Annotated in this window: 29 protein-coding genes and 1 tRNA gene; 10 read left to right on the top strand and 20 right to left on the bottom strand. The window is 67.7% G+C overall.

What is annotated here, in order from left to right; translation table 11 throughout:
• The first annotated feature begins 41 nt into the window (after positions 1–41).
• Positions 42–464, top strand: a complete 423-nt coding sequence (locus ACVPT3_RS02620) for an Hsp20 family protein (protein ID WP_492042662.1) — start codon at positions 42–44, stop codon at positions 462–464.
• Positions 465–526: 62 nt separating this feature from the next.
• Positions 527–778, top strand: coding sequence for a DUF1150 family protein (locus tag ACVPT3_RS02615; protein WP_492042661.1), 252 nt, complete (start codon positions 527–529; stop codon positions 776–778).
• A gap of 47 nt (positions 779–825) precedes the next feature.
• Here the strand turns inward: ACVPT3_RS02615 and ACVPT3_RS02610 are convergent, their stop codons facing one another.
• The 8 genes from ACVPT3_RS02610 to ACVPT3_RS02575 all read right to left on the bottom strand — a co-directional run bounded on the left by ACVPT3_RS02610 (position 826) and on the right by ACVPT3_RS02575 (position 7,240).
• On the bottom strand, positions 826–1,293 hold the full coding sequence (locus ACVPT3_RS02610) for a PTS sugar transporter subunit IIA (RefSeq protein ID WP_492042660.1): 468 nt from the start codon (positions 1,291–1,293) through the stop codon (positions 826–828).
• Between the two features lie 86 nt (positions 1,294–1,379).
• Positions 1,380–2,018, bottom strand: a complete 639-nt coding sequence (gene hpf, locus ACVPT3_RS02605) for a ribosome hibernation-promoting factor, HPF/YfiA family (RefSeq protein WP_492042659.1) — start codon at positions 2,016–2,018, stop codon at positions 1,380–1,382.
• A 62-nt stretch (positions 2,019–2,080) separates the two neighbouring features.
• Positions 2,081–3,583: an RNA polymerase factor sigma-54 gene (gene rpoN, locus ACVPT3_RS02600; protein ID WP_492042658.1), complete on the bottom strand. Its 1,503-nt coding sequence runs from the start codon at positions 3,581–3,583 to the stop codon at positions 2,081–2,083.
• A gap of 746 nt (positions 3,584–4,329) precedes the next feature.
• Entirely contained in the window at positions 4,330–5,124 is a 795-nt protein-coding gene (gene lptB, locus ACVPT3_RS02595; protein ID WP_492042657.1) for an LPS export ABC transporter ATP-binding protein, read from the bottom strand.
• Between the two features lie 39 nt (positions 5,125–5,163).
• Positions 5,164–5,688 (bottom strand): LptA/OstA family protein, encoded by a 525-nt coding sequence (locus ACVPT3_RS02590; RefSeq protein WP_492042656.1) that lies wholly within the window; start codon positions 5,686–5,688, stop codon positions 5,164–5,166.
• Between the two features lie 5 nt (positions 5,689–5,693).
• Positions 5,694–6,353 (bottom strand): LPS export ABC transporter periplasmic protein LptC, encoded by a 660-nt coding sequence (lptC, locus tag ACVPT3_RS02585; protein ID WP_492042655.1) that lies wholly within the window; start codon positions 6,351–6,353, stop codon positions 5,694–5,696.
• A gap of 7 nt (positions 6,354–6,360) precedes the next feature.
• Positions 6,361–6,975: a ribonuclease D gene (locus ACVPT3_RS02580; protein WP_492042654.1), complete on the bottom strand. Its 615-nt coding sequence runs from the start codon at positions 6,973–6,975 to the stop codon at positions 6,361–6,363.
• A 178-nt stretch (positions 6,976–7,153) separates the two neighbouring features.
• A tRNA-Leu gene (locus tag ACVPT3_RS02575) sits at positions 7,154–7,240 on the bottom strand.
• Positions 7,241–7,443: 203 nt separating this feature from the next.
• Between ACVPT3_RS02575 and ACVPT3_RS02570 the strand changes: the two genes are divergently transcribed.
• Positions 7,444–8,304 (top strand): WecB/TagA/CpsF family glycosyltransferase, encoded by an 861-nt coding sequence (locus ACVPT3_RS02570; RefSeq protein WP_492042653.1) that lies wholly within the window; start codon positions 7,444–7,446, stop codon positions 8,302–8,304.
• 53 nt (positions 8,305–8,357) lie between these two features.
• Here ACVPT3_RS02570 and fliE read toward each other — a convergent pair whose 3' ends face one another.
• From fliE to flgB, 3 genes are read right to left on the bottom strand one after another with little or no spacing between them, the layout of a single operon-like run.
• On the bottom strand, positions 8,358–8,660 hold the full coding sequence (gene fliE / locus ACVPT3_RS02565; protein WP_492042652.1) for a flagellar hook-basal body complex protein FliE: 303 nt from the start codon (positions 8,658–8,660) through the stop codon (positions 8,358–8,360).
• Positions 8,661–8,670: 10 nt separating this feature from the next.
• Positions 8,671–9,090: a flagellar basal body rod protein FlgC gene (flgC, locus tag ACVPT3_RS02560; protein ID WP_492042651.1), complete on the bottom strand. Its 420-nt coding sequence runs from the start codon at positions 9,088–9,090 to the stop codon at positions 8,671–8,673.
• 15 nt (positions 9,091–9,105) lie between these two features.
• On the bottom strand, positions 9,106–9,513 hold the full coding sequence (gene flgB / locus ACVPT3_RS02555; RefSeq protein WP_492042650.1) for a flagellar basal body rod protein FlgB: 408 nt from the start codon (positions 9,511–9,513) through the stop codon (positions 9,106–9,108).
• Positions 9,514–9,653: 140 nt separating this feature from the next.
• Here flgB and ACVPT3_RS02550 point away from each other — a divergent pair, with 140 nt between their 5' ends.
• The 3 genes from ACVPT3_RS02550 (at position 9,654) to ACVPT3_RS02540 (ending at position 11,310) form a co-directional block, all read left to right on the top strand.
• Positions 9,654–9,929, top strand: coding sequence for a flagellar biosynthetic protein FliO (locus ACVPT3_RS02550; protein ID WP_271163761.1), 276 nt, complete (start codon positions 9,654–9,656; stop codon positions 9,927–9,929).
• Positions 9,930–10,117: 188 nt separating this feature from the next.
• On the top strand, positions 10,118–10,918 hold the full coding sequence (gene fliP, locus ACVPT3_RS02545) for a flagellar type III secretion system pore protein FliP (protein WP_492042649.1): 801 nt from the start codon (positions 10,118–10,120) through the stop codon (positions 10,916–10,918).
• 113 nt (positions 10,919–11,031) lie between these two features.
• Positions 11,032–11,310, top strand: a complete 279-nt coding sequence (locus tag ACVPT3_RS02540) for an HU family DNA-binding protein (RefSeq protein ID WP_008263548.1) — start codon at positions 11,032–11,034, stop codon at positions 11,308–11,310.
• 35 nt (positions 11,311–11,345) lie between these two features.
• Here the strand turns inward: ACVPT3_RS02540 and ACVPT3_RS02535 are convergent, their stop codons facing one another.
• On the bottom strand, positions 11,346–14,171 hold the full coding sequence (locus tag ACVPT3_RS02535) for a hypothetical protein (RefSeq protein WP_492042648.1): 2,826 nt from the start codon (positions 14,169–14,171) through the stop codon (positions 11,346–11,348).
• 137 nt (positions 14,172–14,308) lie between these two features.
• Between ACVPT3_RS02535 and ACVPT3_RS02530 the strand changes: the two genes are divergently transcribed.
• Positions 14,309–14,695, top strand: a complete 387-nt coding sequence (locus ACVPT3_RS02530; protein ID WP_492042647.1) for a DUF983 domain-containing protein — start codon at positions 14,309–14,311, stop codon at positions 14,693–14,695.
• A 167-nt stretch (positions 14,696–14,862) separates the two neighbouring features.
• Here ACVPT3_RS02530 and ACVPT3_RS02525 read toward each other — a convergent pair whose 3' ends face one another.
• Both ACVPT3_RS02525 and hmgA read right to left on the bottom strand, forming a co-directional pair.
• Positions 14,863–15,225 carry a hypothetical protein gene (locus tag ACVPT3_RS02525; RefSeq protein ID WP_492042646.1) on the bottom strand — a complete coding sequence of 121 codons (363 nt, stop codon included), beginning with the start codon at positions 15,223–15,225 and terminating at the stop codon, positions 14,863–14,865.
• Entirely contained in the window at positions 15,222–16,517 is a 1,296-nt protein-coding gene (hmgA, locus tag ACVPT3_RS02520; RefSeq protein WP_492042645.1) for a homogentisate 1,2-dioxygenase, read from the bottom strand. The genes ACVPT3_RS02525 and hmgA overlap by 4 nt, the downstream gene beginning before the upstream one ends.
• Before the next feature lie 113 nt (positions 16,518–16,630).
• On the opposite strand from hmgA, the gene ACVPT3_RS02515 reads away from it, so the two are divergent.
• Positions 16,631–17,143, top strand: coding sequence for a GNAT family acetyltransferase (locus ACVPT3_RS02515; RefSeq protein ID WP_492042644.1), 513 nt, complete (start codon positions 16,631–16,633; stop codon positions 17,141–17,143).
• Here ACVPT3_RS02515 and ACVPT3_RS02510 read toward each other — a convergent pair.
• Positions 17,140–17,451: an Lrp/AsnC ligand binding domain-containing protein gene (locus tag ACVPT3_RS02510; protein ID WP_492042643.1), complete on the bottom strand. Its 312-nt coding sequence runs from the start codon at positions 17,449–17,451 to the stop codon at positions 17,140–17,142. The two genes, ACVPT3_RS02515 and ACVPT3_RS02510, sit on opposite strands and share 4 nt — an antisense overlap.
• A gap of 148 nt (positions 17,452–17,599) precedes the next feature.
• Here ACVPT3_RS02510 and ACVPT3_RS02505 point away from each other — a divergent pair, with 148 nt between their 5' ends.
• Positions 17,600–19,687 (top strand): catalase, encoded by a 2,088-nt coding sequence (locus tag ACVPT3_RS02505; protein ID WP_492042642.1) that lies wholly within the window; start codon positions 17,600–17,602, stop codon positions 19,685–19,687.
• A gap of 91 nt (positions 19,688–19,778) precedes the next feature.
• Here the strand turns inward: ACVPT3_RS02505 and ACVPT3_RS02500 are convergent, their stop codons facing one another.
• Positions 19,779–21,848 (bottom strand): hybrid sensor histidine kinase/response regulator, encoded by a 2,070-nt coding sequence (locus ACVPT3_RS02500; protein ID WP_492042641.1) that lies wholly within the window; start codon positions 21,846–21,848, stop codon positions 19,779–19,781.
• Positions 21,849–22,138: 290 nt separating this feature from the next.
• On the opposite strand from ACVPT3_RS02500, the gene ACVPT3_RS02495 reads away from it, so the two are divergent.
• The gene (locus tag ACVPT3_RS02495) at positions 22,139–22,816 is read left to right on the top strand and encodes a bifunctional 4-hydroxy-2-oxoglutarate aldolase/2-dehydro-3-deoxy-phosphogluconate aldolase (RefSeq protein ID WP_492042640.1); all 678 of its coding nucleotides are present in this window, start codon (positions 22,139–22,141) and stop codon (positions 22,814–22,816) included.
• A 4-nt stretch (positions 22,817–22,820) separates the two neighbouring features.
• On the opposite strand, the gene ACVPT3_RS02490 is transcribed toward ACVPT3_RS02495, so the two are convergent.
• From ACVPT3_RS02490 to ACVPT3_RS02475, 4 genes are all read right to left on the bottom strand, one after another.
• Entirely contained in the window at positions 22,821–23,348 is a 528-nt protein-coding gene (locus tag ACVPT3_RS02490) for a periplasmic heavy metal sensor (protein ID WP_492042639.1), read from the bottom strand.
• Positions 23,345–23,755: a hypothetical protein gene (locus tag ACVPT3_RS02485; RefSeq protein ID WP_492042638.1), complete on the bottom strand. Its 411-nt coding sequence runs from the start codon at positions 23,753–23,755 to the stop codon at positions 23,345–23,347. The genes ACVPT3_RS02490 and ACVPT3_RS02485 overlap by 4 nt, the downstream gene beginning before the upstream one ends.
• Complete coding sequence (locus ACVPT3_RS02480; RefSeq protein ID WP_492026442.1) at positions 23,752–24,324, bottom strand: RNA polymerase sigma factor; 573 nt, start codon at positions 24,322–24,324, stop codon at positions 23,752–23,754. Before ACVPT3_RS02480 ends, ACVPT3_RS02485 begins: the two co-directional genes overlap by 4 nt.
• Positions 24,325–24,390: 66 nt before the next feature.
• On the bottom strand, positions 24,391–25,095 hold the full coding sequence (locus ACVPT3_RS02475) for an EF-hand domain-containing protein (protein WP_492042637.1): 705 nt from the start codon (positions 25,093–25,095) through the stop codon (positions 24,391–24,393).
• Positions 25,096–25,121: the final 26 nt, after the last annotated feature.

Here is a 25,121-nt window from a genome sequence, read left to right as displayed (position 1 = left end):
TTGCGGGAGGCCGACGGTCGGTCGCTTTTTCGAGGACCCAGATGACGACGACCCGCACCATCCTGTTCGACAGCCCGTTCCTGCTGGGCTTCGACCACACCCGCGCCCTGATCGACCGCGCCGCAAAGGCTGCAGCCGAGAGCTATCCGCCCTACAATGTCGAACAGATCGGCGAGGCGGGGGTCCGCATCAGTCTGGCCGTCGCCGGTTTCGCACCGGACGAACTGGCGATCACCCTGGAAGGGCGGCAGCTGACCATCGGCGGCAAACGCGACGACGCGGGCAAGGGCGAGCAGGCCTTCCTGCATCGCGGCATAGCCGCACGCGGTTTCGTCCGGAGTTTCGTCCTCGCCGACGGGCTCGAGGTCCAGGGCGCGCGGCTGGAGCACGGCCTGTTGCACGTCGACCTGATCCGGCCCGAAGCGGAACGCCAGGTGCGGCGCATTCCCATCACGGCCGGCTGAAAAGCGCGACCGTTCGAACCGCCCGGCGATCCGGGCGTTGTCAAGTTGAAGGAGGCGGTCCTATGACGCCGATGATGATGACCAAGGAAGATTTCGCCGGGCTGGGCGCACCCGACCTCGTCTATGTGCGCGAGGTCAAGGCCTCCGATCTGCTCGAGGACGCGGTCGAGATGAAGGACATGGCCTTCGACCCCGACCAGTCGCTGTATGCGGTTCATAGCGCCGACGGTGAACGTCTGGCCGTGATGCTGGACCGCGACACCGCTTTCGCCGCCGCCGTGGCCCACGAGCTGGAGCCGGTGTCGGTTCACTGAGTTGAGCGCGCCGGTTCGCCACGCACTTGCGGGCCGGCGTGGCCGTCCTAGGCCGCTGTCGCCGGCGCCGTGTCGCGGACGAACAGGGCCTTGATCGCGTCGACAGCGCCGGCTTGGCGCAGCTGTTCGCGCAGGTTCGGCGAACGCAGGGCCCGCGACACCGCCGCCAGAGCCCTCAGATGTTCAGCCCCGTCCTTGGGCGGGGCGAACAGGGCGAACAGCAGATCGACAGGGCGGTCATCCACCGCATCATAGGCCACGGGCGTATCGAGACGCACGAAGACGGCCGTAACACGGTCGATTTCCTTCAACCGGGCATGGGGAACGGCGACGCCGGACCCAAGACCCGTCGATCCCAGGGCTTCGCGCTCCAGCAGGGCCTCGAAGATGCGGCCCTGGTCCACGCCCAGGGCGTGCGAAGCCGCCTCGGCGACGGCGTGAAGCGCCTGACGCTTGGATGACGCGCCCCCACGCAGCACCACGCCGTCGGGGGCGAGCAAATCCGCGATGTCCATGGGCAACCCAACTCCAGACAAGCGACTGGCGGTCGCGGGCGCCCCTTTAGAGGCTCCCGCGACAAAGTCAAACTAAGCCGTAAGTCTTAATGACCATTCGTCTTGCGCGTACGTTCCGGATCGATCCAGCCGACATTGCCGTCCGGGCGACGATAGACGACCGCAAGGCCGCCATGCGCGGCGTTGCGGAACAGGACGACCGGATAGCCGGTCATGTCGAGTTCGGCGACTGCGCGACCCACAGTGATGGTGCGGATCTCGTGCTCGGTCTCGGCGATGACCATGCCAACCGGCGGAGGGCCATCGGCGTCGTTGGCGTCGCCGAAGACCTCGTCCTCCACGCTGTCGGGATCCCGCAGCACGATGCTGCGAGCGACTTCGCGGGCGGCGTTTTCAGTCTTTTCAGGCGACAGCCCCTTGGGCCCGATGTGGTGATCCTTGAGCCGGCGCTTGTAGCGACGGACGCGCTTTTCGAGACGGTCCAGCGCCTCGGTGAAGGCCGAATGGGCGTCGCCGCCCATTCCGGTCGTCACCAGGGTCTGGCCCGACGCGAGGCGGACCCAACAGTCCACCTTGAAGTTGTGGCCGTCCTTGGACACCACGACCTCGGCGTCGTCACCGCCGCGGGCGAAGTATTTTCCGACCCCGTCTTCGAGTTCCTGGGAGATGCGCGAGCCTAACGCTTCGCCGACATCCACTTGCTTGCCGCTGACTTGGACTTGCATATGGATAGAACGCTCCCGCCCGCTTTTGGTGTCAATCAAGATCACCGATTTGTGGTCACGCTTCAGGCGGTCTTAAGCATCCTGCGGCGTTCGACCGAGGACGGAATCCTCAAGGCTTCCCGGTACTTGGCGACGGTCCTACGGGCTATATCTATGCCCGTCTCCTTAAGGATTTCGACGATCCGGTCGTCGGACAAAACGTCCCCCCCCAGGCCCTCCCCCTCGATCATCGCCTTGATCCGGTGACGGACGGCTTCGGCGGAGTGGGTCGAGACGCCGTCGACCGACTGGATGGAGGCGGTGAAGAAGAATTTCAGCTCGAACACGCCGCGCGGGGTCGAGACATATTTGTTCGAGGTGACGCGGCTGACCGTCGATTCGTGCATGCCGATGGCGTCGGCGACGGTCTTCAGATTGAGCGGCCGCAGGAACTCGACCCCGAAGGCCAGGAAGGCGTCCTGCTGGCGCACGATCTCGGACGAGACTTTCAGAATGGTCTTGGCGCGCTGGTCCAGCGACTTGACCAGCCAGCTGGCCTGGGCGGCGCATTCGGCGACGAAGGTCTTTTCGGTGTCGGACCGCGCGCCGGCCTGGACCAGGCCGTGATAGCGTTTGTCGATCAACAGGCGCGGCAGGGTGTCGGCGTTGAGTTCGACCCGCCAGCCGCCGGCGGGATCGGGCCGCACATGGACGTCGGGCACGACCGTCTGGGCCGGTTCGCCGCCGAAGCCGGCGCCGGGGCGCGGCGTCAGGGCTTTCAACTCGGCGATCATATCGGTCAGATCTTCGCCGTCGACGCCGCAGACCTTCTTCAGGCCCGCCAGGTCGCGCCGGGCCAGCAGGTCCAGATTGTCGAGCAGGGCGCCCATGGCCGGGTCGAAACGATTGCGCTCGATCAGTTGCAGCTTCAGACATTCGGGCACCGAACGGGCCATGATCCCGGTCGGCTCGAACCCCTGGCAGACGGCCACGACCGCCTCGATCCGATCCAGGCCGACGCCGAGGCGATCCGCGAACTCGGCCATTTCGCCGCGCAGATAGCCGCCTTCGTCGGTGGCGTCGATCAGGGTCAGGGCGATGGCGTGGTCGGCGGGCGACAGGCCGGCCGAGGAGGCCTGGGCCTGCAGATGCTCCCACAGGGTCAGCTCGTGGGCGTCCGGGCGTTCGCCGTCGCCTTCGAAGACCTGACCGCCCTTGCCCGCGCTGGACCAGTCGGACAGGCCGGGCTGGGCCTCGTCGGTCATGCGGTCGCTGGTGCGTTCGCCCGGGGCGGCGTCGCCGTAGACGTCGTCAGACCCGGCGTCCATCGAGGCCACGGAATCCTGACCGACCCCGTCGCCGAAGGACATTTCGCCGTCGGACGCGGCGTCTGAGACCTTGTCAGGGGCCTCGGGGCCGTCGCCCTCGGGCTCGTCGCGTTGCAGCAGGGGATTGCGTTCCAGCTCGGCCTCGACGAACTCCTCGAGCTCGAGGTTCGACAGTTGCAGCAGCTTGATCGCCTGCTGCAGCTGGGGCGTGATGACCAGCCCCTGCCCCTGTCTGATCTCTAGACGTTGCCCGATCACGTTCGAAAAATCCCCCCGGCGCGCCGAACTGGCCCGGAACTTGCTGTGCAGAATGGCGGCCTATTGGTTAACGCCCGACAAACGCCGGAACACGGGCGCGGGAACACGGGTGTGCAGAAGCCCCCTCGCGCCTCAGCTGCGAAGTTGGAGGCCCATCGCGAGTGGAGGGCAGGACGGAGCGCCGGGCCTCGCCCGGGGTGAATAGTTTTTACCGTTTCGACGAAGACAGACGCTCCGCGCGCAGGGTGTTTCTGCCGGCCGGGGATATTGAAGCGGCAGTTGTGATGCCTCTTCCCCAAGGCCTGCGTCAGGTCGGCGATCCCTGCGAAGGATCGTCCCGAGTGCGACCGGGTTCCTAACCCCGAGTCCTCCGCCGACGTTTCTGCGCGGGATGAGCCCACCGATGCACCGTCATGCGGCGCGGGGGGATCCCACCCCCGCCCCTGATCCCTACGCTCCCGCCGCCGCAAGGTCGCAGGCCTTACGAGCCCTCCTAGCGACGAGACTGGGGGTATTATGAGGGGGGTGGGAAGGGTGGTTGGTTGGAGGGGGTGAGAATCTAACAAGCCATTGGAATCATTGAAGTGAGACCAGCGTCATTAGGATAGTTGATCACGTTCGGGCCCCCTCCGTCTCGCCGCTGCGCGGCGATCCACCTCCCCCAGGGGGGGAGGAGTGGGATGACGGAGATCCTCCCCCCTTGGGGGAGGTGGCGCGGCGCGGAGCGCCGTGACGGAGGGGGCGCGTCAGGCGTAGTTTTCGCCCAGGTAGACGCGGCGGACCTCGGGGTCGGCGACGGCTTCGTCGGCGGTGCCTTCGAACAGGACCGAGCCGCCCGAGATGATCGAGACGCGGTCGGTGATGTCCAGGGTTTCGCGGACATTGTGGTCGGTGATCAGGACGCCGATGCCCTGGCCCGCCAGATAGCGGATGACCGAGCGGATATCGGCGATGGCCAGGGGGTCGATGCCGGCGAAGGGTTCGTCCAGCAGGATGAAGGAGGGCCGGCCGGCCAGGGCGCGGGCGATCTCGACCCGGCGGCGTTCACCGCCGGAGAGACCGGTGGCGGGCGCGTGGCGCAGGTGGTCGATGTGAAGCTCGTTCAGCAGGCGGTCGGTCTCGGCGTCCAGCTGGTCGCGCGGATAGTTGAGTTCGACCACCGCCTTGATGTTCTGCTCGACCGTCATGCCGCGGAAGATCGAGGCCTCCTGGGCCAGATAGCCCAGGCCCATGCGGCTGCGCTGGTACATGGGCTGGCCGGTGATGTCCTCGCCGTCCAGCCAGATGGAGCCCGAGTCCGGCGGGATCAGGCCGGTGATCATGTAGAAACAGGTGGTCTTGCCGGCGCCGTTGGGGCCGAGCAGACCCGCGACCTCGCCGCGCTGGACCGTCAGGGAGACGTCGCGCACCACCTGGCGCTGGCCGAAGGCGCGGGCGATGTTGCGCACCCGCAGACCTTTTTCAGGCGTCGCGATCTCGGGCTCGGGCGTGGCCGCCGGCCGGTCGTCCAGATTGAGAGCGGAGAGTTCCTTGCGCGCCAAATGCTTTTGTCCGTTCTGACAGGCCGGGGCCCGAGGGCCTCAGTTCGTCCGGTCGGGATAGAAGACGCCCTGGATGCGGCTGCCGGCGCCCTGGCCGCTCGGGGCGCCCGACATGGTCGCCGCGTCGCTGTTGACGTCATAGGTCAATCGCCCGCCCGTCAGGACGTTCTTGCCCTGGTTGAGGATGACATTTCCGGTCACCACCAGTTCGCCGCTCGAGATCGTGTAGACGGCGCGGTCGCCGCGCATCGATTGGCTGGGGGTGACGAAATAGACCGTCCCGGCAGCCTCGATCCGGGTGAAATCGCCCTGGGCGTCGCGGAAGGCGGTGATGGTCTCGGCCCGCAGGCGGTTCTGCCCCTGGGTGATTTCCGCCCGGCCGCGAAGACTGATCCGGTCGGTCGTCTGTTCGCCGTCGTCGGCGCCGAAGGCGATCGGCTGGCGCGAGGTCGCGCCGACGCTCTGGGCGTCGCCCACGGCCGGCAAAGCCAGCAGGACCAGAGCCCCCAGGGTGGCGGCCGCCTTGAAGCCGAAAGCCCTGGCGCCGAGAAGTTTGGATGTCATCGCCGTCATTCGCCTGATCCCGAGGGATTGATGGTCCCGCTTATCTTGGTGTCGCCAGAGCCCTTGAACACCACGCGCTCGCCCTGATCATAGATCGCATAGGACGAAGCGTTGATGGTTCCAATAGGGCCCGCGCCCTGAACGCCCCGTGAACCCGTGATGATTCCCGTGCTGGTGTCGACCACAGCCTCGGGCGTGGTCAGGACGAAGCCCGATCCGCCGTCCGAAATCCGCACGTTCGGACCGATGGTCACGGTCTTGGCCTGTTCGTTGTAGGTCCCGCCGTCGGCGGTCATTTCGGTGACCTTGCGGCCGCCCAGGTTCAGCTTCAGCGCCGGGCCGACCAGGCGGAAATGGCCGGTGGCCGGGTCGCGGACGGCGCCCTGGGCGCCGACGGTGAAGGCGCGGCCCTGAGCGTCCTGGCCGTGGAACAGGGGCTTGTCCAGCCGCACCTCCTGGCCCTGGCTGGCCTTGCGCTCGACGCCCGACATCACGGTGCGGAACACGGTCCAGGTCAGGGCGCCCCCCGCCAGCACCAGAATGATGATCGGCAGGACGCGACGATACAGTTTGACGCGCCGCGACCGCGCGCGCCAGCGGGCGCCGGCCAGGGCCACCCTGGCCTCGTCGGCCTCGATGCGGGACTGTTCGCCGGGTTCGGTCAAGCGCGCCTCAGCTGTGGGCGAAGATGTCGATCTCGTCCCAGCCGGCGAGATCGAGCGCCGAACGGTCCGGCAGGAAGTCGAAGCAGCGGGCCGCCAGTTCGGTGCGGCCTTCGCGCGCCAGCATCATGTCCAGCTTGGCGCGGGCGGCGTGCAGATAGAGGACGTCCGAGGCGGCGTAGTCCAGCTGGGCCTGGGTCAGTTCGGCCGCGCCCCAGTCGGACGACTGCTGGGCCTTGGACAGGTCGACGCCGACCGTCTCACGCACCACGTCCTTCAGGCCGTGGCGGTCGGTGTAGGTGCGGGCCAGTTTGGAGGCGATCTTGGTGCAATAGACCGGCCGCGTCTCGACCCCGAGGTGCAGCAGGAACATGCCGATGTCGAAACGGCCGAAGTGGAAGATCTTGGTCACCGCCGGATCGGTCAGCAGCCGCTTCAGGTTCGGGCAGTCGTAGGCGGGACGGTTCAGGCGCACGACATGGGCGTCGCCGTCGCCGGACGACAGCTGGACCACGCACAGGGGGTCGCGGCGGAAGCGCAGGCCCATGGTCTCGGAATCGATGGCGACGTCGGAACCCAGGTCCAGGTCGTCGGGCAGGTCGCCCTCGTGCAGGTAAACGGTCATGGTCTGGTTCTTACACGGGTGGGGGACGGGACGAAACGGCTTACAGCATCGCGAACCGCCTCAGGCAGGGGCCGCCCGCATTCACAAAACGGCGTCAAGCAGCAGAGCGCCGCGCGCGAGGCGATAGGCCCCAAAAGCAAACGGCGCCGTGTCCGAAAACACGACGCCGTTCATAATATGGTGCCCAGAAGAGGACTCGAACCTCCACGGCCGTTAAGCCACTGGCACCTGAAGCCAGCGCGTCTACCAATTCCGCCATCTGGGCCCCGTCGGCAGCGCCTTGCGGCGTTTCCATCGGGAAGGCGCGGACCTCTAAGGGAGCGTCCGGGCGGGGTCAACAGAGTTTTTTCGTCGGCGGTCGGTTTTATTTCCCAAGCGGCGCCGCAGGCCGGGACGCGCTGCGCCCGGGGGCGATGTTAAGCCTGTTCGCTTACCGCGCCTTGAGAGGTTTTCGCCTATTGAAGCGGCATGACGGCCCCCGCCCGCACGTCCGACACGCCCGAGCGGCGCACGACCCCGCGCGCGGCCTTCCGCAAGCGCCGGCGCCGCCGCGAACGCGTGCTCATGTTCGGGCAGCTGGTTGATCTGGTCAGGCCCGAAGAGGTGCTGCATCACGTCCAGGGTGCGGTGGACGAAGGGCGAAAGAGCCTGATCGCCAATCATAATCTGCACAGCCTGCATCTGATCCAGAAACATCCCGAGATGGCGGCCTTCTACGACAGGGCCGACCTGATCGAGGTTGATTCGACGCCGATGATCTGGGTCTCGCGGGCCCTGGGCCTGCACAGCCGGGGCTTTCACCGCTGCACCTATCTGGACTGGCGCGACCATTTCTGGAGCCTGGCCGACCGCAGGGGCTGGCGGGTCATGTCGGTCGGCGGCGCGCCGGGGGTCGGCGAAGAGGCCGCCGGACGCCTGGGCCGTCGCTATCCCGGGGCGGACATCCGCACCCGCCACGGCTTCTTCGACGCCCGCGCCGGCTCGGCCGACAATGCGGAAATCCTGGCCGATATCCGGGCCTTCCAGCCGCACGTCCTGTTCGTCGGCATGGGGATGCCGCGCCAGGAGCTGTGGATCCTGGCCGTGCTGGACGACCTGCCCGACTGCGCGATCCTGTCGGTCGGCGCGGCCTTCGACTACGAGGCGGGCGTCCAGAAGTCGGCGCCGCGCTGGATGGGCCGCGCCGGACTGGAGTGGGCCTATCGTCTGGCGCAGGACCCGCGTCGCCTGTTCCGCCGGTACTGTATCGAGCCCTGGACCCTGGCGCCCCTGGTTCTCCGCGATCTGCGCTCGACGCGGCGCAGGGCCTCGGCTCCATCGATCCGGTGAGGCGCGACGGCTTCAGAGCGATGAGTGCAGCGCCCCTGCGGGAGGCCAGAGGATCAGATCGGCATCGCCATGATTTCCTTGTAGGCGGAAATCACCTGGTCGCGGACGGAGATGACGGTTTCCAGCGAGGCCTCGGCCGAACTCAGGGCCGTGACGACGTCGATCAGATTGCCGTTGCCCTGGATCGACTGGTTCATCTGGGTCTCGGCCGCCCGCGACTGCTGGGTCATGTCGGTCATGGCGTTCTTGACCAGGTCGGCGAAGCCGTTGTCGCCGGAGGCGGGCGGTTGCGCCGCCGTGGGCATGGCGGAGCCCTGGACGGCGGCGTAGGCGCGAGCGGCCATCATCGGGTTCATGGCCTAGTCCTCAGCGTTTGATGATGTCGAGGGTGCGGCTGTCCATCGACCGCGCCGTCTCGATGACGTTCAGATTGGCCTCGTAGGCGCGCTGGGCCTCGCGCATGTCCATGGCCTCGACCAGGGTGTCGACGTTCGGCCGCATCACATAGCCCTGCTCGTTCGCGGCCGGGTGCGAGGGGTCGTAGTCCATCTTGAAATCGCTGTCGTCGGGCCGGACCTCGGCCAGGGCGACGCCGGTGGCGCCGTCCACTTCTCGCGCCTGGAACACCGGCACCTGACGGCGATAGGGCTCGCCGCCGGGCGTGCGCGCCGTGGACTGGGCGTTGGCGATGTTCTCGGCGATGACGCGCATCCGCGACTGCTGGGCCTTGAGGGCCGAGGCCGCCACGGCCATGGCGCTGTTCGAGGGGGGAATGGGCTCGGGCATGGATCAGTCCTTGTCTCAGCCCGCGCCGGGCTTCTTGGCGGCCATGCGGATCATCGACATGGACTTCTGGTAGAAGCCGATGGCGGCGTCATAGGCCATGCGGCTCTCGGCCATCTTCAGCATCTGCTCCTCGACCACCACGGAGTTGCCGTCGAGCGTGGTTTCCGAATCGGGCGACTTGGACGCATCGAACCGCGGCGGGCTGACGGCGGGCGCGAGGTGGGCGGCGTTGGTGCGGACCATCTGCAGGCCCCCGCCCCTGCGCAGGGCGGCGGCGAAGTCGGTCGGCTGTTTCAGGTCGCGTCCGACGAAGCCGGGAGTGTCGGCGTTGGCCACATTCTCGGCGATGACCCGCTGACGCTCGTCCAGCCAGCCCAGCCGGCCCTTGATCTGCCCCAGCAGCGGAATGTCGGCGACGCCCATGGCGATCTCCCGTGGCGCGGATGCGCGCGATGGGCAGAAAATGCCGCCTGCATGGTTAACAGGCCGTTATCTAAACCGGTCGTTAACCGTGGTGGTTAAGACTCATGGGAACAGCGCCGACAGCGCGGGGCCCCAAGCGTATGAATTTCCTCGATCTCGCCCGCGCCGTCTTCGGCCTGGCCTTCACCCTGGGTCTGATCGGCCTGGCCGCCTATGCGGCGCGCCGCTATGCGCCGCAGCTGATGGCCAGGCTGAACGCCCAGCGCGGCGAGCGGCGGATGCAGGTGGTCGAGACCCTGGTGCTGGATCCGGCGCGGCGGCTGGTGCTGGTGCGGATCGACGAGGAAGAGCGGCTGATCCTGCTGGGTGAAGGCCGCGAACTGATCGAGCCGCGCCAGACGGAGATCTTCAAGTGAAGGGGCCAAGGGGCGGGAGTGACCTTCTCCCTCCCCCTGCGGGGGAGGGGGGCGGAGGCGTAGCCGAAGCCGGGTGGGAACGGTTGGGCCAAACACGCACCGGTCCTGTCTCAGTTCAGTGCGACGTCGCCTTGCCGCCCCCACCCCGTCGCTGCGCGACGCCCCTCCCCCGCAGGGGGAGGGAGAAGGTGTTTGCCGTCCCCGCCGCGTCGGAGCTGAAGCGCGCAGCCCTGCTGTCCTTGTTCACCACCCTGGTCTGCCTGGCCTGGCCCCTGGCGGCCTTCGCCCAGGATGCGGCGGCGGGGGGATCGGCCGTCAACATCGACCTGGGCAGCGGCGCGGGCCTCACGCAGCGGGTGGTGCAACTGATCGGTCTGATGACCGTGCTGTCGCTGGCGCCGTCGATCGTCATCATGACCACCAGTTTCGTGCGAATCGTCGTGGTCCTGTCGCTGTTGCGGACGGCCCTGGGCATGCAGCAGTCGCCGCCGAACGCGGTTCTGGTGTCGCTGGCCCTGTTCCTGAGCGCCATCGTCATGGCCCCGACCTGGCAGGACGCCTATGATTCGGGCATCCGTCCGCTGCTGGATCAGCAGATGGAATTGCCCCAGGCCTTCGATGCGGCGGCGGAACCTGTGAAAACCTTCATGCTGGCCCAGGTCGACCGTTCGGACCTGGCGCTTTTCACCCGGCTGAGCCGCGTCGAGGCGCCGACCAACCTGCAGGATCTGCCCCTGCGGGTGGTCACTCCGGCCTTCATGATCAGCGAGCTGAAGAAGGCGTTCGAAATCGGATTTCTCCTTTTCGTTCCGTTCCTTGTCATCGACCTGGTGGTCGCCAGCGTGCTGATGTCCATGGGTATGATGATGCTACCGCCGGTGGTGGTTTCCCTGCCGTTCAAACTGATCTTCTTCGTGCTGGTCGACGGCTGGAGACTGGTCGCGGGAAGCCTGGTCGAGAGCTTCCAGAAGGCGTCCGGAACCGGATAATCCCCGCCCCATAAGGCTTTGCGCCTTTTACACGCTTGCAATACCGGACGAAATCCGTGTTGATCCCCCAGTCCTCGCCCTGAATCGGGCGACTAACACTGGAAATGTTTCTTATGACCACTCAAGCCGAACTGATCGCCGCCGTCGCCAAGGACGCCGGTGTCTCGCAGGCCGACGCCGGCAAGGTGCTGACGGCGATCGTCGAAAACATCCACGCCAGCCTGAAGGCCGGCGGCGACGTCCGCATCTCGAACCTGGGCGTCTTCGACACCGCCGCCCGCGCCGAGCGTGAAGGCCGCAACCCCGCCACGGGCGCGACCATCAAGATCGCCGCCTCCAAGGCCGTCCGTTTCCGCGTGTCCAAGCCCCTGAAGGACGCCGTCAACGGCTAAGGTTTTTCGGTCCCGACCGGGACCGGCAAGCTGATTTAACGGGCGGGGGTCGCGGGGCGATTCCCGCCCGTTTCACTTCTGAAATCCTGTTTCGCCGCATTGACCCAGCCGACGAAGGTGTCCGCACTGGACGCCAGACCGGCGAAATCCCCGGCTCCGGCCACGCCGGACAGATTGTCGTCGAGCGCAACACGGATCGCATTGGCCGAACGGGCCTTGGCGATGAAGGGCGTATACTGGCCGCGCAGCCGATCCAGCGCCGCGCGGTTTCCGCTGAGCGAATACCCCACGCCGGCGCGAATCAGCAGACTTTCCTCTGAAGGCGTCAGCGGCGTCGTCGCCTGCTTGTAGCGGTCCCCCAGGCGGGCCTCGTACAGGGGCGCGGCTTCGGCCCATTTCTGCTGTTTCCAGAAGATGTCGCCGCGCACCTCGCGCGCCGGGGCGGACTGATCGCGGTCCAACACCTCCAGTGCATGGTCATAGCGGCCCAGGTCCATCAGGGCGCGCCCCTCCAGCGCCCGGCGCTCGGCGTTGACGGCGTTGGGCAGAAGGGTCGTGCGCGAGCTCCAGATGGCCTGCAGAGCCTTCTCCGGCTGGCGATCCATCAGATAGACGGTGGCCAGGTTGGTGGCGACCTGGGCCTTGGCCACGCCGTCCAGGCGCTCGTCGACCTGGTGCTTCAGCAGTTCGGCGGCCTGATCCAGCAGATCGACGTCGATCAGGCGGCGCGACAGGCGGCGCACCATCTCGTCGCCGTCGGCGCCGATGGGGGTCAGTTCGCGGAAATCATAGAAGAGGCCCAGGGCCTGGACCGGCTGCAGCCCGTCGGCGGCGCCCTCCAGGAACAGGGCGCGGAAGGCGTTGGACTGGTCGGCCTGGATCTCGGCCGCGCCCGGCACGCCCGCCATCCGTTTGCCGGCGCCGCGCAGGGCGTCCAGGGCCTCGCGGTAACGCCCCTGCTGCAAATACAGGTTCGCCAGTTTGCGGATGACGGCCAGCTCGGTCGCGTCGCCGCGCCAGCGCCACTTCAACTGCTCCAGCTGCTGAGCCGCCTGGTCGGGCGTCAGCACGCCCTTTTCCATTTCCAGACTGATGGCGCCCAGTTTGGCGGGGGTGGCGATGCCGTCCAGCGGCGCGCGGGCCACGGCCTTGTAGACCTTCAGCGCCCGCTCCTTGTCGCCGGTCAGGTCGAACAGGCGGGCCTGGACCACCCGCGCCGTCAACTGGTCGGCGGCCGAGGCGTTCTGACTGAAGACATAGTCCAGCAGCTGGCGCGCGGCCGGCAGGTCGTTGGTCTCGATCGCCGCCAGGGCGTGAGCGGCGCCGAAGCGGGCGCGCCATTCCTTGGGGAAGTCGTCGATGACCGAGGCCCCCGCGGCGAAGGCGCGGCGCGCCCCCTCCCAGTCGCCCTGTTGCGCGGCCAGATAACCCTGCCAGACCTTGGTCGCCGGATCATTGGACAGCGAGCCGCCGGCGAAGTCGACCTGGGCCTCTTCCAGCCGGCCCACGCCGACGCGGGCGGCGCCGCGCAGGCCGCGAACCTCGGGCTCGCCCTGCATGTTGGGGGCCTTGGCGATCAGGGCGTCGAGGACGCCGATCGCCTCGTAGTTCAGCCCCGAGCCGATCAGGAAACGGGTCAGGGCCATCCGGGCCGCGATCGGCGCGCGCGGATTGTCGGTCCCGGCTATGGTCTCTTCGGCGGCCGCATCCTGCAGACGGCGATAGCGGGCGGAAAAGCCCTCCTCGCCAGCCGTCGCCCATTCCTCCAGGATCAAGGCGGGATGGGCCGCGCGTTTCGGCGTGTCGTCCTCCGCGCCGGCCGCCTCCAGCATCGCCGACGGCGGCGACAGCGTCAGACCTTCCGGACGGCTGAGCGTGACCAGATCGCCGGCCGCCTCGATCTTGAGGTCGTCGGTCGTTGTCTCGACCGCCAGGCCCTGGGCCGTGGGGATCAGGCTGAGATCGACGGTGCTGCGCGCGCCCGCAAACCCCTTGCCGGGCGCCAGGGCGGTGACGGCGGCGAAACGGTCGCCGACCAGGGGATCGGTCAGCCAGACGGTCTTGGTCGCCCCCGCCATCCGCGCCACCAGGGTCGCCGAGCCGTCGTCGGAACGATCGACCTCGACGCCCGAGGCGCCCGCCGGCGGACCGCCGATGGTCACGGTCCAGGTCCCGCCCTGGCCCTCCGCCGAGACCGGCAGGCCGTCCGCAGCGGCGATGCGCACGGCGGTATAGTCGGGACCGGCGGCCCAGCGCGCGTCCTTGGCCGGCCCCAGCGCCTTGGCCCCGGCCATGTCCATCTTGGCGGCGGCGTCGAATACGACCCAGACGGCCTCGCCCCGGCGGAAGACGGCGGCGCCGACCGGCGCGCCCCACTGGAAGGTCAGCACCGTCTTGTCAGGCGTGGAGACGGCGCGGACGGGCACGACCGAATTGACGATCGAGGCGCGCTCTTCGGCCGTCGGAGCGGGCGCCTTGCCCGGCGCATAGAGGTTCAGCCAGACGGCGCCGTCGGCGACGCCGTAGCGCGCCTCGGCGCCCTCGGCCAGGGTCAGCACCAGGTCTGTCGCCCCGCCCCGCGCCATGCGGGTCTCGACGGCCTTGACCCCCTGAGGCGGATCGACGCGCAGGCGCGAGATATCGGGCGCGGCCGAGACGCCCAGCCGCACGATGATCTTGTCGGCCTCGCGCCGGACCTGGCTGCGGACGCCGACGACGCCGCCGAACTCGACCCGGGTGAACTGGCTGGACTCGCCGATGCTGATCGACAGGGGATCAGACGGACGCCCTTCCTGGGCCGGCGCGGACAGGGGCGCAAAGGCGACGGCGCCGGCCGCGGCGGCGGCCACGGTCGACTTCAAGATGCGCTTTGCGTGCGGGGTCCCGGACATATCCGTCGAGCCTTGCCTCACAAGCCCTTTAATCGCGGTTAACCGCGTTACCCGATGTGGACCGTTCGTCCACGCGACAGATCGAGACGAAACGCGCATGATGGGGCATGACTGACTATCCCCGGCTAAACACGCTCAAGACCGGCCTGGCCTGCCGTTGCCCCCGCTGTGGCGAAGGCCCGCTGTTCAAGGGCTATCTGACCCTGCGCGAAGCCTGTCCGAAATGCGGGCTGAACTACGGGTTCGCCGATCCAGCCGACGGCCCGGCCTTCTTCGTCATGACGGCGGTGGGCCTGGTCGGCATGATCCTGCTGATGGCGTTCGACTTCACGGTGAAGCCGCCGATCTGGGTGCACGCCGTCGTGACCCTGCCGATCCTCGTGGCCATGTGCATGGGCTGTCTGCGGCCGTTCAAGGCCTGGCTGGTGGCGGAGCAGTATGTGCACAAGGCCGCGCCGCCGGAGTTTTCCAGCAACGGCAAGCACGGGGATTGAGGGGCGGCCCCCTCTCACGCCGTCATCCTAGGGCTTGTCCCTAGGATCCATAATCCCGGTCTCAACGAGGAAGCGCCCTGCGGATGCACCGGGAGTATGGATCCTCGCCACAAGGGCGAGGATGACGGTCTTAGGGGTGGGGCGTACTCGACCCTAAACTTTTGCGCCTAGTCGATGCAGAGGGTCGGGCCAGCCTTGCCGTCCTCGACCGGGGTATTGCAGCCGAAGCGGTCGCTTGTGGCCTGGCAGACGCCGGCCGTGGTCGCGCCGGCCTCGATGCCGGTATTGCCCTCGACGCGGCAATCGCCCTGGCACTGGTCGCCGTCGGTGCAGCGCTTGCCGGCGTCGGCGTAAGAGATCACGCACTGCCAGCTCTGCATCCGTCCGACCTGTTTCATCGTGCCGCCGCGCGTGGCGCAGGCCGAGGCCTCGGCGCTCTGCATCGGGGCGTCGGAGCCGACGCCTGTCGTCTGAGGCGTGCAGGCCGAAGCCATCAGGGCGGCGGCGGCGATGAGGGCGATACGGATCATTTGACCTGTCCTTTGGTGAAGCCCGACCAGACATCGTCATAGTCGAGCTGCATCTGGGGTGATTCTGACGCCCATTTCGTGACACGGATCGGCGCCCGGGTCTCGAACATGAAGGCCAGGGTGTCAGTGATCTTGTGCGGTTTCAGTTCCGCATTGATCGCGCCCTCGTAGCTGGCCTGATCCGGGCCGTGGCCGCTCATCCGGTTGTGCAGGCTGGCGCCGCCGGGGGCGAAACCGCCGGCCTTGGCGTCATAGGCGCCGGTCACCAGGCCCATGAACTCGCTCATGACGTTGCGGTGGAACCAGGGCGGGCGGAACGTATGCTCGGCCACCATCCAGCGCGGCGGGAAGATGACGAAGTCGATATTGGCCGTGCCCGGCGTCTCGGACGGGCTGGTCAGGACGGTGAAGATCGAAGGGTCCGGGTGGTCGTAGCTGACCGTGTTGATCGTGTTGAACCGCGCCGTGTCATAGCGGCAGGGGGCCAGATTACCGTGCCAGGCCACCACGTCCAGCGGGCTGTGATCGAAGGTCGTCGCCCACAGACGGCCGCCGTATTTCTGGACGCACTGGGTCGGGCGATCCACGTCCTCGAAGGCCGCGACCGGGGTTTCGAAGTCGCGCGGATTGGCCAGGCCGTTGGCGCCGATCGGGCCCAGGTCCGGCAGGCGGAACGGACTGCCGTAGTTTTCGCAGACATAGCCCCGAACGGGTCCGTCGATCTCGACGCGGAAGCGGACGCCGCGCGGGATCAGGACCACGTGGCCGGGTTCGGCCTCGATCACGCCCATCTCGGTGACGAAGCGATGGGCGCCTTGCTGGGGCACGATCAGCAGTTCGCCGTCGGCGTCGTAGAAGACGCGGTCCACCATCGAGCGGTTGGCGACATACAGGTGAACGCCCGCGCCCGTTCCGGCGTCGGGCTCGCCGTTGCCGCCATAGGTCGCCAGACCTTCGACCCAGTCGGTCGGGTTCTCCGGGATGGGCAGAGGGTCCCAGCGCATCCGGTTGGGATTGGGCGGGGTCTCGTCGAACGGGCCGGAGCGCCCCCCCCCCTGGTCGAAGGCCACATAGGGGCCGTGCTGGGCGGAGGGACGCAGGCGGTACAGCCAGCTGCGCCGGTTCTCGGCGCGCGGGGCGGTGAAGGCCGTGCCGGACAGCTGTTCGGCATACAGGCCCATCGGCGTCTTCTGCGGCGAATTCTGGCCCTGCGGCAGGGCGCCGGGCGCGGCCTCGGTCGCGAAATGATTGCCGAAGCCGGTTTGGTAGGCGGGCGCGTTGGATCGCGTCATGTGGGGTCTCCCTATCCCTTCCGTTTAGCGGGGGCGGCGGCGATCGTCACCCTTTCACCCCTGCAACAGCTTGGCCGTTTGCGCGTTGACAGCCGCCAGGGAGTTGCACTGTCATGACCTATCTGACCCGCGCCGTCTTCGGCTTCGCCAGTCTTCTCCTGCTGCTTTCGGCCATGGCCCTGATCGGGTTCGGCGTGAAGGACGCGCTGGAGGGGATCGGTCGGCCAGACCAGTCCGGGGCGGACGCCGTGCTGGACATGCTGGGCTATGTCATCGTCGCCATCGCCGTCTTCGACGTGGCCAAATACATCTTCGAGGACGAGGTGCGGCGCGGCAACGAGCGGCGCAGCGCGGCCGAGGCCCGGCGCAGCCTGACGAAATTCCTGTCCACCATCGTCATCGCCCTGTTCCTCGAGGCCCTGGTGGTGGTGTTCAAGACCGCGCGCGAGAATGTCACGCAGCTGATCTATCCCGCCGCGCTGCTGGTCGCCGCCGTCCTGGTGCTGGTCGGCCTGGGCGCCTTCCAGCGCTTCTCGGCGACGGTTGAGGAGAAGGTCGGCGACGACGACGAGGAAGAGGAGCGCAAGGACGAGGTCAAGCGCAAGGCCGACGCCCGCAAGACCTAGGCCGACTTGGGCAGGAAGGGCGAGAAGGTGATGACGGTGAAGGTGTCGCGGACGTGCGGCCGGGTCTGGACCTGTTTCGTCACGAAGGTCCCGATGTCGGCGTCGCGCGGCAGGTTGAACTTGGCCAGCAGGTCGTGCTGGCCCGAGGTGGAATAGACCTCGGAGACATTCTCGACATTGTCGACGATGTCGGCGGCCACGTCGTTGGCGTAGCCCAGCTCGGTTTTGATGAAGACGAAGATGGCGGTCATCATGGCGGTCGTCCTTGGGGGCAGGTCGCGGCTTTCGTAGCGGATGGCGGTCGACAAGCCGAGGCGGGATTCTCATTCGACGGCGAAAAACGGACACCTGAACACGGACGTGCGCAACCGCTCAGAACGTTTGCAGCCGCACGGCGTTGGTCGGGCGATGCGAGCCGAGACACGGACCTGGCTCCCCCAAACACAGGACACCGACATGGCCAAGACCCCAACCAACGCCGGGCCGAGCGCCTTGAGTGCCACCGCCGAACTGCATCAGACCGCTTCGACGCCGCAGACCCGCACCACGACGAACCACGGGACGCCGATCAGCGACAACCAGAATTCGCTGAAGGCGGGGCCGCGCGGTTCGACCCTGCTGGAAGACTTCATCCTGCGCGAGAAGATCCAGCATTTCGACCATGAGCGGATCCCCGAGCGGATCGTCCACGCGCGCGGCTCTGCCGCCCACGGCTTCTTCGAACTGACCGATAGTCTGTCGGACTTCACCACCGCCAAGATCCTGACCGAGGTCGGCAAGAAGACCGAACTGTTCACGCGATTCTCGACCGTGGCGGGCGGCGCCGGGTCAGTGGATACGCCGCGCGACGTGCGCGGGTTTGCGGTCAAATTCTATACGACCGAGGGCAATTGGGACCTGGTCGGAAACAACATCCCCGTCTTCTTCATCCAGGACGCGATCAAATTCCCCGACCTGATCCATGCGGTCAAAATGGAGGCCGACAAGGGCTATCCCCAGGCCGCCAGCGCGCACGACACCTTCTGGGACTTCATCGGCCTGATGCCGGAAAGCACCCATATGATCATGTGGGCCATGTCGGACAGGGCCATTCCCCGGTCGTACCGGATGATCGAAGGGTTCGGGGTCAACACCTTCCGGCTGGTCAACGCCGAGGGCGTGGCGACCCTGGTCAAGTTCCACTGGCGGCCCAAGTTGGGGACCCAGTCGACCTGCTGGGACGAGGCGGTCAAGATCGCCGGGGCCGACCCGGACTATCACCGCCGCGACCTGTATGAGGCCATCGCCCAGGGCGACTTCCCGGAGTGGGAGTTCGGGGTTCAGCTGTTCACCCAGGAAGAAGCCGACGCCCTGCCCTTCGACATTCTGGACGCCACCAAACTGGTGCCCGAAGAGGATTATCCGATCCGGGTGATCGGGCGGATGGTGCTGGACCGGAACCCGGACAACTTCTTCGCCGAGACCGAACAGGCGGCCTTCCTGCCGACCAATATCGTGCCCGGCATCGACTTTTCCGAAGACCCGCTGCTGCAGGGGCGGCTGTTCTCCTATCAGGACACCCAGTTGTCGCGCCTGGGCACGGTCAACTTCCACCAGATCCCGATCAACCAGGCCAAGGGTTGCCCCTTCCAGAACTTCCAGCGCGACGGCCAGATGCAGACCCAGGTCTTCAAGGGTCGCGCCAACTACGAGCCCAACAGCCTGGCCGAGGCGGGCGAGGACGGCGGCCCGCGCGAGGATCCCAAGGGCGGCTTCCGCACGGCGCCCATCCCGGTCGAGGGCGAAAAGGTGCGGTTGAGGGCCGAAAGCTTCGCCGACCACTACAGCCAGGCGCGGCTGTTCTTCCAGTCGCAGACCGCGCCCGAACAGGCCCACCTGGCCAGCGCCATCGTGTTCGAACTGTCCAAGGTGTCGCTGCCGCACGTGCGCGAGCGGGTTCTGTCCAACCTGATCAACGTCGATGAGACCCTGGCCCAGCGGGTGGCGGAGGGTCTGAACCTGCCCCAGCCCAAGGCGTCCAAGCCGGCGGTCGCGCCGATCGATCTGGAGCCGTCGCCGTCGCTGCGGATCATCGGCAAATATCCGGACACGCTGAAGGGTCGCAAGGTGGCCATCCTGGTCGCCGACGGGTCGGACGGGGCGGTGGTCGGCCAGGTCCGCAAGGCGGTGGAGGGCGACGGGGGTTCGGTCTTCGTCGTCGCGCCCAAGATCGGCGGGGCCAAACTGGCGGACGGTTCGACCCTGGCGGCCGACGGGCAGCTGGCCGGCAGTCCCTCGGTGCTGTTCGACGCCGTGGCCATCGTCCTGTCGGCGGACGGTTGCGCCCAGCTGATGAAGGAAGGCGCGGCCGTCGATTTCGCCAAGGACGCCTTTGGCCACCTGAAGGCCGTCGGCTTCACCGCCGAGGCCCAGCCGCTGCTGGACAAGGCCGGGGTCGAGCCGGACGAGGGGGTGATCGACCTGTCGTCGGGCGCCGACGCCTTCCTGACGCCGGCCAGCACCCGTCAGTGGGATCGCGAGCCGAAGGTGCGCATGCTGGCGTAACCCGGACAGGGACCCGATGGAGCCGCACGCACCGTCCCATCATCAGTGGGCGCGGCTCCACCCTTCCGCTTCGACTCAGGCCCGCTTCAACTCAGGCGGCGGACCCAAAGCGTCGCTCAGGGCGAGGGTCCGCCGCCTCGGCGGCCCCATCGTCCAGCACGTCGAGGACGCGCTGCAGCAGGATCGCCGGCGTGATCGGCTTGGCCAGATGGCCGTTTGCGCCGGCGGCGACGCTTTCGGCGATATGTTCGGGCAGGGTGTTCGCGGTCAGCATGATCAGGGGGATGTGGCGAGCCGCTTCTCCCGCCTCCCCCGCTCTCAATCGACGGGTGGCCTCCACGCCGTCCATCTCCGGCATCATCATGTCCATCAGGATGAGGTCGAAATCTTGCCGCGCCACGGCCTCCAGCGCCTCGCGTCCATTTTCGGCGAACTGCGGGCTCAGACCTGCGGCTCCGAGAATCATGCCCACCACCTGCCGATTGGTGTCATTGTCGTCCGTGACCAGGACCCGCAATCCGGCAAGCTCCGTCCCCGCCGCTGTCCCGGCGCCTTCATCGGCGGAGCGAACCACCTGTTCGGCCCGAATAACCGCCGGCAGGTCCAGCTCGACCCAGAAGACCGAACCTTTGCCGGGGGTCGAGCGGCAGTCCATGATCCCGTCCATGGCCTGCACGATGTCGCGGCAGATCGCCAGGCCCAGACCCGTGCCGCCGAACCGGCGCGTGATCGTCGCGTCGGCTTGCTGAAACCGGTCGAAGATGGCGCCTCGCTGTTCCGGGCTGAAGCCGATTCCGGTGTCTCGGACCTCGAACCGGAACCTGTCTCCCTTGCGAGTGACATTAAGGCGAACCTCGCCCGAGTCGGTGAATTTGATGGCGTTGGCCAACAAGTTGACCAGCACCTGTTTGAAGCGCGCCGAATCCAGCCAAACCTGTTCGCCGAGGACGTCGCTCATATCCAGCCTCAAGCCCACGCCCTTTTCATCGGCCTTCAGTCGGCACAGGTCGGCGGCGCCCCTAACCAAGGCCTCCAGGTCAACCGGGACCGGATTGAGCTTCAGCTCACCGGATTCGATGCGCGCCAGGTCAAGAATGTCGGCGATCAGGCCGCTCAAATGGTCTGCGGCCCCGGTGATGATGCCGACCAGACGCTGTTGATCCGGCGTCAGGACGGAACTGGACAGAAGCCCGGCGCAGGCGGTCACGCCGTTCAGCGGTGTTCGCAGTTCGTGGCTCATATTGGCCAGAAAGGCCGTCTTGGCTCGGTTGGCTTCTTCGGCCTTGGCGACGGCGGCGGCCAGTTCGCGCGCCTGGGCGCGGCGTTCGGAGATATCGCGGATGTTGGCATGCACCTGCGGCCGCCCGTCCTCGTGCGACACCGACATCCAGAGTTCGATGTCGATGGGCGCGCCGTCGCGGCGGATTGCGGGAAGCTCGAGACGACGGCCCAGTCTGGCGGCCCCGCTGTCCCGCCAGCGACGCATGCCTTGCCGATGCCCCTCCTGGTGTTCCGCAGGGATGATGATCGAGACTTCGGCGTTCAGGGCTTCGTCACGACTGAAGCCGAACAGCCGCTCGGCGCCGTCTGACCAGCCGATGATGCGGCCGTCGCCGTCACAGTCCACCAGGGCGTCGGCCGAAGCCGCCAGCGCCTGTCGCATGGCGCTGGTGCGGTGCCGCTCGGCGAGTTCAGCCGCGCAGGCGTCCCCGATCAGCCTGAGCCGCGCGGCGAGGTCGGCGTCGAAGGCGCGGGGCTCAGGATCAAGGACGCACAGGGTGCCGACCATGCAGTCGTTCACCAGAAGCGGCACGCCGACATAGAAGCGGATGTACGGCTCCCCGACGACATAACGGCCGGCGCTGAAGCGCGGATCGGCGCGCGCGTCCGACACCCACAACAGGTCTCGGGGCGTCAACAGGGCATGATTGCAGAAGGAGTCCCACCGACAGATCGGAGATGCGGGGAAGCCTGCGGCCCCGACGACGCGGACATGATCGCTCTCGATCAGATTCACCAGGCCGATCTGCGTCCGAGCCAGATCGGCGCCCAGTCGGGCCAGCGCCTGAAGACTGGCGTCCGGCGCGCAATCGCTCAGCCCCAAGGACTGAAGCATGGCTAACCTGCGGACTTCGTCCTTGGCGCTCGGCAGCTGGATCATGGACCCTCCTGCGTTTGGTTCTAGATAACGCCGGTTAAGCGGCCGTTTCGTCGCGCGTACGCGTTGTCTCTAGCTCGCGCTGCGCGCCGACTCACAAGCCCACATCCTACTGGGCCGCGACCCCGCGCCCCTGACACCGGTGAAACAATATGTTCCGCCGTCGCTCGCCGAACCCTGCCGCGCGGCTTTCGTTTTCGGCGACGGCTGGGATAAGCAGGGGGCGAGACCGGGCTACCGGTCGGTGCAACACAGGCGTTCCGGCGCGGGCCGGGACAGGCGGAGATTAAGACATGGCCCATGATCGCGTCAGCGTGCTTCAGGCGCTCGAGACCCAGGGCGTCTGCCCGGTCTTCTATCATCCCGATCCCGAGATCAGCCTGAACGTCATCCGCGCCTGTGCGCGCGGCGGGGCGCCGGTGGTCGAGTTCACCAATCGCGGCGACTTCGCCTGCGACCTGTTCGGCGAGATCAATCGCGAACTGATCAGGACCGACCCGGAGGTGGTGCTGGGCATCGGCTCGGTGGTCGATAACGGCACGGCGGCGCTTTACCTGAACCGGGGCGCGCGCTTCGTCGTAAGCCCCTGCCTGGTTCCCGACGTGGCCAGGGTCTGCAACCGACGCATGGTCGCCTATTTCCCCGGCTGCGGCTCGGTGACGGACATCGGCGAGGCGCACGAGCTGGGCTGCGACATCGTCAAACTGTTCCCCGGTTCGTCGGTCGGCGGCCCGGACTTCGTCAAGGCGGTCAAGGGACCGATGCCCTGGGTCAAGATCATGCCCACGGGCGGGGTCGATCCGGATGAAGCCTCGATCGCCAAATGGTTCGGCGCCGGGATCGTGGCGGCGGGCATGGGCTCGAAACTGGTGACCGACGAGGCGGTCAAGTCGGGCGACTGGGCCGCCATCGAGGCCAAGGTCCGCGCCACCGTGGACGCCGTGGCGGCGTTCCGGGCGTCGAAGAGCTAAGACGTCAGGGCGGCGGAGGCGCGTCCAAGGGCGGCGGCGGCAGAGACTTTCCGTCGCCCCGCACGTCCCGACGCGCGCCGCCCGGCCCCTTGCGCGCCAGCAGTTCGGCCAGGGCCGTCCGGTCCTGGACGTCCAGCTTTTCCAGCATGGCGATGGTCCCGCCCTCGAGGCGCGCCCGGCCGCGCAGCTCGGCCGTGCGGGACTGGTCCAGCAGGGCCTGGACCCGCGCCGGATCCATCTGCGGCTGCTTGGCCGCCTCGACCGCCTGGCGCCGCGCCTCGCGGGCCGCTTCGAAATCGGGGCGGGCTGACAGGGCGACGACGCGCATCGAGGTGCGAACCTCGCGGCGGGCCTCAGGGCTGAGACGGCTGATCAGTTGGGGGAAGCCGCCTTCGCGGCCGGGTCGGCGTTGTTCGGCGACCCGTTCGTCCACCTTGGCGCGGCTGATCAGAAAGGCCGTCCCTGCGCCCAGAGCGAACAGGTTCAGAGCCACCGACACCGCGAGGACAATCTTCAGCGTGCGGCCACTCATCCCAGAACCTCCGTGTCGTCCACTGCGACCAGTGTGGATTGATACAGGACCGCATCGGCCCGCTCGTTAGCCGTGACATGGGTGGTCAGGCCCACGCCGGCGACCACGCCGGCGCAGGCCGCCGCCGCCCAGCCGGCGCCGAGATAGAGGGCGATCCGGTCCAGATGAAAGCGACGAGCCTTGGTCTTCGGGGCGGCGGCCAGAATACGCGCCGCCAAATCGGCCGAGGGCGTCGGGGCGGGCGAGGCGTCCAGCAGGGCGTCCAGAGCCGCCGCCTGGTCCAGCAGGGCCCGAAGCGAAGGGTCGGCTGCGATCAGGGTCTCGGCGAAGACGCGTTCGGACGCAGGCCACCGACGCATGTCGGCGCCGTAAGCCTCCGCCAGGGCGTGCAACCGTTCCGCCTTCATCGTCCGTCTCCTTCACTCGCCCCTGGAGCTATATCCGCCAGGGCCAGACGCAGTGCGCGGCGTCCGCGCGACAATAAACTCTCCAGCGCCTCGACGCTGATCTCCATCAGGGCGGCCGCCTCGATATTGGACAGCTCCTGATAATGGCACAGGACCAGCGCCTCGCGCTGTCGGTCCGGCAGACGTTTCAGCGCCGCATCGACCCGCACCCCCGTTTCGGCCGCCAGCAGACCCCGATCCGGCGCGGGTCCCTCGTCGGGGCGGTCGGGCGGCGTGTCCGTGGGAATCTCGCGCCGTCGCCGCAGCCGATCGTAGCAGAGGTTCAGCGCCACCCGGTGCAGCCAGGTGTCGAACCGGGCCTTGCCGGGAGTCCATTTCGGCGCCTGACGCCAGGCCTTCAGCATCGTTTCCTGGGCCACGTCCTCGGCCTCGGCCGCATCGCCCAGCATCCGTTGGGCCAGGGCCAGGATGCGCGGCAGCTTGCGCGCGACAAGCGTCTGCGCGGCCGCCGGGTCGCCCTGACCCACGCGGCGCACCAGATCCTCGTCGGGGTCGACGATCGCGACCAAACCCGCCTCTTCCGCTGCTGACGAAAGGGACCGATTCGCAAGCGAAGGCCGACCCCGACACTGTTCTTACTCCGAAGCGGGGGGCGGGAAAGCCGGTTCTTGGCCCGGACCTTGATGGCGACGGTGATGCGGACGCTCGCCCCGACGCGCCGGCATGGCGGCGCGGCGTTCCTCGGCGGTGACGACGCCGTTCTTGTCCGCATCCATCTTGTCGAAACGCTCGCCCAGCTTGGCGGCGACTTCAGCGATCACCACGGGGCCGGGTTCGCGACCACCGGGACCGCCAGGACCTTCAGGACCGCCGGGACCGCGCATCGCATGGCGAGGGCCGCCGCGACCCGGAACACGTTCGCCACGGGGAGCGCGGTCGTCGCCGTCGGCCCGTTCGGGACGGCCGGCACGGCCGGCGTCGAACTCGGCGCGGCTGATGGCGCCGTCGCTGTTCGCGTCCAGCTTGGCGAAATGTTCATTGGCCCGTTCGGCGCGCCTGGCCTGCATGGCGGCCTCACGCTCGGCGACGCTGACCGTGCCGTCGCGGTTGTCGTCCAGGGCGGTCAGGCGGTCGACGCGCGCATCGACGAAAGCGGCGCGGGTCAGGTCGGCGTTCCGGTCCGGAGCGTCCTCAAAGGGACCGTCCATATCATTGGGCGGCGGCGCATCGGCCGGAGGCGGAGGGGGCGGCGGAACCTGAGCGGTGGCGGCGCCGGCCACGGCGCCCATGGCCGCAGCCAGCACGACGGCGCTGAGGCTATTCAGAAAGATCTTTCTCATCTCGATATCTCCTTGGGGCCGCTTGT

Source organism: Brevundimonas sp. FV1ps31S (genome assembly GCF_058681265.1).
Note: the sequence above shows the minus strand (reverse complement) of the source record. Positions and strands in the feature narration are given on the sequence as shown.

Coding starts and splice junctions, on each gene's coding strand:
- ACVPT3_RS02620 (WP_492042662.1), top strand. CDS start 42: ATGACGACGACCCGCACCATCCTGTTCGACAGCCCGTTCCTGCTGGGC.
- ACVPT3_RS02615 (WP_492042661.1), top strand. CDS start 527: ATGACGCCGATGATGATGACCAAGGAAGATTTCGCCGGGCTGGGCGCA.
- ACVPT3_RS02610 (WP_492042660.1), bottom strand. CDS start 1,293: ATGGACATCGCGGATTTGCTCGCCCCCGACGGCGTGGTGCTGCGTGGG.
- hpf (WP_492042659.1), bottom strand. CDS start 2,018: ATGCAAGTCCAAGTCAGCGGCAAGCAAGTGGATGTCGGCGAAGCGTTA.
- ACVPT3_RS02590 (WP_492042656.1), bottom strand. CDS start 5,688: ATGACATCCAAACTTCTCGGCGCCAGGGCTTTCGGCTTCAAGGCGGCC.
- ACVPT3_RS02580 (WP_492042654.1), bottom strand. CDS start 6,975: ATGACCGTTTACCTGCACGAGGGCGACCTGCCCGACGACCTGGACCTG.
- ACVPT3_RS02570 (WP_492042653.1), top strand. CDS start 7,444: ATGACGGCCCCCGCCCGCACGTCCGACACGCCCGAGCGGCGCACGACC.
- fliE (WP_492042652.1), bottom strand. CDS start 8,660: ATGAACCCGATGATGGCCGCTCGCGCCTACGCCGCCGTCCAGGGCTCC.
- flgC (WP_492042651.1), bottom strand. CDS start 9,090: ATGCCCGAGCCCATTCCCCCCTCGAACAGCGCCATGGCCGTGGCGGCC.
- flgB (WP_492042650.1), bottom strand. CDS start 9,513: ATGGGCGTCGCCGACATTCCGCTGCTGGGGCAGATCAAGGGCCGGCTG.
- ACVPT3_RS02550 (WP_271163761.1), top strand. CDS start 9,654: ATGAATTTCCTCGATCTCGCCCGCGCCGTCTTCGGCCTGGCCTTCACC.
- ACVPT3_RS02540 (WP_008263548.1), top strand. CDS start 11,032: ATGACCACTCAAGCCGAACTGATCGCCGCCGTCGCCAAGGACGCCGGT.
- ACVPT3_RS02530 (WP_492042647.1), top strand. CDS start 14,309: ATGACTGACTATCCCCGGCTAAACACGCTCAAGACCGGCCTGGCCTGC.
- ACVPT3_RS02525 (WP_492042646.1), bottom strand. CDS start 15,225: ATGATCCGTATCGCCCTCATCGCCGCCGCCGCCCTGATGGCTTCGGCC.
- hmgA (WP_492042645.1), bottom strand. CDS start 16,517: ATGACGCGATCCAACGCGCCCGCCTACCAAACCGGCTTCGGCAATCAT.
- ACVPT3_RS02515 (WP_492042644.1), top strand. CDS start 16,631: ATGACCTATCTGACCCGCGCCGTCTTCGGCTTCGCCAGTCTTCTCCTG.
- ACVPT3_RS02505 (WP_492042642.1), top strand. CDS start 17,600: ATGGCCAAGACCCCAACCAACGCCGGGCCGAGCGCCTTGAGTGCCACC.
- ACVPT3_RS02500 (WP_492042641.1), bottom strand. CDS start 21,848: ATGATCCAGCTGCCGAGCGCCAAGGACGAAGTCCGCAGGTTAGCCATG.
- ACVPT3_RS02495 (WP_492042640.1), top strand. CDS start 22,139: ATGGCCCATGATCGCGTCAGCGTGCTTCAGGCGCTCGAGACCCAGGGC.
- ACVPT3_RS02490 (WP_492042639.1), bottom strand. CDS start 23,348: ATGAGTGGCCGCACGCTGAAGATTGTCCTCGCGGTGTCGGTGGCTCTG.
- ACVPT3_RS02485 (WP_492042638.1), bottom strand. CDS start 23,755: ATGAAGGCGGAACGGTTGCACGCCCTGGCGGAGGCTTACGGCGCCGAC.
- ACVPT3_RS02475 (WP_492042637.1), bottom strand. CDS start 25,095: ATGAGAAAGATCTTTCTGAATAGCCTCAGCGCCGTCGTGCTGGCTGCG.